Source organism: Massilia sp. CT11-108, assembly GCF_047302915.1.
GTDB classification, from domain to species: Bacteria; Pseudomonadota; Gammaproteobacteria; order Burkholderiales; family Burkholderiaceae_D; genus Telluria; species Telluria orientalis.
In genome coordinates, this window is the sequence record NZ_JBKYMO010001640.1 from 1 (window position 1) to 251 (window position 251).

A 251-nucleotide genomic window follows, 5' to 3' on the forward strand; every position below is an offset into this window, starting at 1 on the left:
GAGCGGACAAGGCATTGATCGGGCTATCCGCAACCCGCTCTCGATGCTGCCCACCCACTCGACCCTGGCAGTCCCGACACCCACCTACCAAGCCAGCACACCTAAACCTGCGCCCGAAGTCACGGGCGGTCAGGCAATTTGGTCCCTCAGCATCCGACCGAAAGACCTGGATAACTGCTTCAAAAGGTCGAAGTTGACGGTGATGCAGAAACTGGAGCTCAAGCGGACTGACCACTTGTTGCAGGCAGTTG

At 58.6% G+C, this 251-nt stretch carries 1 protein-coding gene; it reads left to right on the forward strand.

From position 1 onward, the window contains the following. Positions 1 to 43 precede the first annotated feature (43 nt). Positions 44 to 251, forward strand: a 208-nt coding sequence (locus ACEN88_RS35870; RefSeq protein ID WP_413347149.1) for a hypothetical protein, incomplete at its 3' end; no start/stop codon positions are given.